Here is a 4,745-nt window from a genome sequence, read left to right as displayed (position 1 = left end):
TTTCTGGTGCCACTTTTGGATATGGCGCGGCACTCGACCTGGAAAACACCATCGGAATGGTGCCATAAGAGATTAGTTGTGACGCATTGGCTCCCCGCGTCAGTGCAAAATCGATCGCAATCGCGCTGTCCAAAACCAAGATGAAGACGAGAAACCCGAGACCGCGCAACAGCCAGTTGGACACGCTCCCGGTCACGTTTACTGGCGCCTGGGTGAATGCGTCGGGTCCCCTGCGCCACAGCACAAACATCGCGATGCAGTAGATGGCGTAGCTGGCACTGATCGCCAAATCGAGTGTCAGCAGGTTGTCCGAAATAACAAAGAAAAGCGCTATCAGAACAAGGGGCGCTCCCAGGTGCAGCAAGACCAACCTTAAGACATCGCGTTTTTCGACCGTGAGCGACACGAAGCCCAGATACAGCAAAGGGCCAAGAAAGAACGGCAGCATGCGCTGGAGCGGGATTATTTTTTCGGTGCCAAAACCGAACCGTAGGCCGACCAGAAACGACATCCTTGCACCTAGTCCGAAGAAGCCGGAAAAGAGTGCATTGGCTCTCTGCGGACCCAGATTCAGCCACCATACCAACCCGGCAAGTACGGAACAGAGCAGCGCTGTCGTCATCGGCAGGGGCAAACTGACCAGCGTTGGGGTGTCCATCTGTCCTCTTTCTGCCGGGGCCTGTCCTCGATCAGGATCAAGGACAGGTATAGACAGCCCAACCTGTTGTTACAATTTGGTTCGCCGTTCACCTTCAATGTGAACAGCAACCAAATGTGGAACCTTTGATGGCACGTATATCCTGCGTTGTAGCCGGTGTATTTCTGGCTATTGCCACGATCGCACGGGCACAATCCTATGAACCAGCCATGGCAGATCTGAAGATTAGCGAAGCCGACGGCGAACGAGACCTGTCAGGGTTTGTTTGGTACCCGACAGAGGCCGCCGGACCGCTGACCTATGATTTTGAAAGTGAGGTCTGGGTGGGCACGCAGATTGTGAGGGATGCTAAACCGTCCGAAGGCCCGTTTCCCTTGGTTGTCCTCTCGCACGGGATGTATGGCAACGCGTACAATCAGGCATGGCTTGCCAGTGCCCTGGCGCGGAAGGGGTATGTTGTTGCTGCCATCAACCACCCAGGAACCTCGACCTGGTCGCGTGACCCCGATTTAACCCGACAATTGTGGGAATGACCCAAAGACGTATCTCGTGTCATTGACCACGCAGTCACATCTCTTAATTTCGCTGAGCTTATAGACACCGAGCGGGTCTATATGGCGGGACATTCCCTGGGCGGGTTCACTGCGGTTGCATTGGCGGGAGCACGATATGACGCCGGACGGTTGAACCGCTTTTGCGAGGGAATAACGGACGAACTGGCGTGTAGCATTCTCGCCGATTGGAAGATCGCACAGACCGACGAAGACCGTGCGCAGATGGAGGCTGACCTTTCCGATCCCCGGATCGTGGCGTTCGTGGTTTTTGATCTGGGCGGCACGCAGAGCTTTTCGGAGGATAGTCTTGCTCAGATCGAGAAGCCTCTGCTGGTCTTTGGTGCGCCGATCATGAGTTCTGGTCTGACGCTCGACATAGAATCACGCGCCTTGCTGGGCGCAGTTTCCCCTGGCGTTGCCAAGTACATCGAGCCGGAAACCCTGTCGCATTTCGACTTCCTCGGGCTTTGCAAGCCGGGAGGGTTTGAGCTTCTGGCAAAAGAAGAACCTGGCGATGAAATCATCTGTATGGATGCTGGCCCGCTGCGCGAGGAAAAGCACCAGATGATCATCGCCGAAGTGTTGAGTTTCTTCTCGCAACACTGAGGTGTCGCAAATCAGTCGGTCAACCGTCATAGCACCGGTGTTTTTGGCCGGTCAGATTACCATCGACGATCCGCTTGGTTTTTGCCTCAGTACCCCGGCGATAACCTCCAGGCCTTGCCGGAGACGGTCTTCCTGTGACTCATGACTAACACAAATACGGACAGCCTCTGGCGCATCGCTTGCATTCAAAGCGAAACTGCGGCCCTCGCTGACATAAGCTCCCAAGCGGGCGCACTCCGCACTAAAAACGTCCGCACGCCAACCATCAGGCAACTGCAACCAGACGTGGAACCCATCGGACATCTGTTGCACCGCCTCGGCGCCCAGTATGTGTTGCACAAGTTTCTGGCGGTGGATTGCAGTCCTTTGTTGAACCTCTGTCAGTTTCGCGGCGGACCCGTCCTCGATCAATCGGCTTGCCACCTCCAACGTCATTGGCGGTGTCATCCAAACGCTCAGATTGACGGACTGGCGAAGCGCTGGCGCAAGTTTCTTGGGTGCGTAAAGGAAACCTACACGCAGCCCTGGCGCGACGCTTTTGGAAAGGCTGGTCACATAGACCGTATTACCCGGTGCTGACCGCGAGATCGGCGCCGGCTTATTGCGTTTAAGTGGCCCAAAAACATCGTCCTCGATCAGGATCACGCCATAACGTTCCGCAATTCGGGCAATCTCGACACGCCGTTCGTCTGACAATGTAACGGTCGTTGGCGCTTGGAGTGTTGGGGTCAGATAGAAGGCTTTCGGCCTTCCATTGCGACACCACGCCTCGAACGCTTCGGGGATTACCCCCTGCGCATCCATTGCAACCGCCCCTGTCTGCAAATTGAGACGCGCGGCCATCTCGAGAACAGGAGTATAGGTCAGGGTTTCTGAAAGCAGTAAATCACCGGGCTGCAACAATGCCATCAAAGCGCACAGAATACCGTGTTGGCCGCCAACTACTGGCACAACGCAGTCCATATCTGCATCCAATCCGCACTCATTCAGCCATGTCTGACCAGCCGCACGGTGATGCGCCAGATCAGCATCGGTTTGATAGTCCAGCAAGGAGCGCAACCCAGTGTCATTTGCGATGTCTGACATGGCGCGGCGAATGTGATGTTCGGAAAAACCTGGCATCGGCAGGTTTCGGGAAAGATCAACCGGTCCAGTATTTGAACGGAGCAATGTTTCCGGCTCCGCGGGCGAGAGATCAGCGTCAACAGATCGAACAAACGTTCCCCGACCAACTTCGCCCCGTAGCAAAGCACGTTTCACCGCCTCAGCATAAGCGCGGCTTGTTGTGTTGGGTGAAACATTCAGTTGGTAGGCGAGTTCTCGATGCGGCAGAAGACGCGCGCCGGGAAGCAAACGTCCCGTTGCAATATCTTCGGCCATGACTTCCACAATCTGAAGGTACTTAGGGCCTTCGCGGTTCGACAGATCAGGTATCCAAATTGCCATCAGATCAATCTTTCTATTGCGCTGATTGCAGCGTGGATGCAATGCCTCTAGACGTCAATGCAATTTGTGGAGCTTTGTCATGGCGCTTAACTCGCCGTCAGTTGGGAAAGGCGTAGTTCTTTCTCTGGTCAGCCTCACCCTGCTAAGTGTCATGCCAATCATATCGAACTTGCGTCCTTCGGATGTCGGAGCGCTCAGTTTCGCTTTTGCGTTATCGGTCTGGCAATTGGTCTTTGCGACACCCGCGTTCGGGTTTGAATTGTGGAGCGGAACAAAAGGTATCTTTGGTGTCAAACTATCGCCTTGCGAAAGCCAGCGAATGGTCCTCGTTGCATTGTTTACTGGTGGGCTATTCGGCCTTTCTACTTACTTCTACGTGCTTGGTGTTGAGAAGGCTGGCGCGACCAACGCAGCAATCGCAATTCAGGCTTACCCGCTATTTGCGATATTCTGGGAAACCCTGTTCCTCAAGCGCCATAAAACAGCATTTGAGCTGACCCTGACCGCAGTTCTGATTGGTGCGCTCTATTACCTGGGCACAGGGGGTACTTTCCTGATGTCAGGCTTGTCGCCCTGGTTTCTGGCTTCGCTTGGGGTCCCACTTCTGTGGAGTATCGCGCATGTCATAATCAAGGAAGAACTAGGCAAAAAGCCCGTCACACCTGTTCAGGTAACATTCTTTCGCGTCGCGATTTCGACGTTGTTTTTGGCGATCATTCTGGCAATTGCAATACCGTCAGGGTTAGCCATTGGCGCAAGTGCAATCTTCCAAACCATGTCTGCCAACATGGGGCTGGTCTATTTCCTTGAGTTAGTCGTCTGGTTCTACGCCGTGCGCCATATCGACGTGTCTCTTGCCAGCTCGATCACCACACCCTGGCCCGCCCTGACAATGGTCCTGGCTGTTCCACTTCTTGATGATACCATCGCGACCTATCAGATCGTTGCATTGGCAGTCGTTGTAGCGTGCATCTACGGCCTGACGATCACAAGTCTACGGAGGACCCGAGTTCAATCGCTGACTCCGAGGGCTTGAACGTGCTGGAAACCGCGTGCGCGTTTTCCATCCCCGTAGGTGCGAGCATCGGGTTTCTTAGGCCTAACAGTAGTTATCGCTATGGCGGATCACTCGCCAACCGGGGTGGCGATCACAAAGAAAACCCTGTGAGGGGTCCACGACTTCTCACTCAATGACGGAGAGGTTTTGAGGGCAGGGCCTCCCTGGGTTTTCTTCGAAATCGGCCAAAGGCGCCGCTTCGAAAAGCTGTAGCAGGGTTTCTGTGACGTGGTTCAAAATCCAAAGATGCCCTTCATTCGGGATCACAGTCAGGACGGAGTTTGGTAAGCAGCTGTGAAGATGTATCGGCATACTCCCAACCAGATGATCGCATTCCGCATGCCACAGCAACGTTTTGACCCGCACATCTGATCAGCCCCACTTGTGTGGTCCAATTTGATTGTTAGTGCATGATTGGCCTTTG

5 protein-coding genes are annotated in these 4,745 nt (G+C 54.5%); 3 read left to right on the top strand and 2 right to left on the bottom strand.

The window, feature by feature from the left end; translation table 11 throughout:
* Positions 1–622 (bottom strand): hypothetical protein (locus GOX66_RS25225; protein WP_170766632.1); only part of this gene is annotated, 622 nt, incomplete at its 3' end.
* A gap of 164 nt (positions 623–786) precedes the next feature.
* On the opposite strand from GOX66_RS25225, the gene GOX66_RS25220 reads away from it, so the two are divergent.
* Both GOX66_RS25220 and GOX66_RS25215 read left to right on the top strand, forming a co-directional pair.
* Complete coding sequence (locus GOX66_RS25220) at positions 787–1,191, top strand: alpha/beta hydrolase family protein (RefSeq protein ID WP_170766630.1); 405 nt, start codon at positions 787–789, stop codon at positions 1,189–1,191.
* Positions 1,192–1,272: 81 nt separating this feature from the next.
* Entirely contained in the window at positions 1,273–1,818 is a 546-nt protein-coding gene (locus GOX66_RS25215) for an alpha/beta hydrolase family protein (RefSeq protein WP_170766628.1), read from the top strand.
* Positions 1,819–1,869: 51 nt separating this feature from the next.
* On the opposite strand, the gene GOX66_RS25210 is transcribed toward GOX66_RS25215, so the two are convergent.
* Positions 1,870–3,264, bottom strand: a complete 1,395-nt coding sequence (locus GOX66_RS25210; RefSeq protein WP_170766626.1) for an aminotransferase-like domain-containing protein — start codon at positions 3,262–3,264, stop codon at positions 1,870–1,872.
* 79 nt (positions 3,265–3,343) lie between these two features.
* Between GOX66_RS25210 and GOX66_RS25205 the strand changes: the two genes are divergently transcribed.
* A complete protein-coding gene (locus tag GOX66_RS25205) occupies positions 3,344–4,300 on the top strand; it encodes a DMT family transporter (protein ID WP_170766624.1) in 957 nt (318 codons plus the stop codon).
* Positions 4,301–4,745: the final 445 nt, after the last annotated feature.

It is taken from the genome of Ruegeria lacuscaerulensis, assembly GCF_013031245.1.
GTDB lineage: Bacteria > Pseudomonadota > Alphaproteobacteria > Rhodobacterales > Rhodobacteraceae > Ruegeria > Ruegeria lacuscaerulensis_C.
Note: the sequence above shows the minus strand (reverse complement) of the source record. Positions and strands in the feature narration are given on the sequence as shown.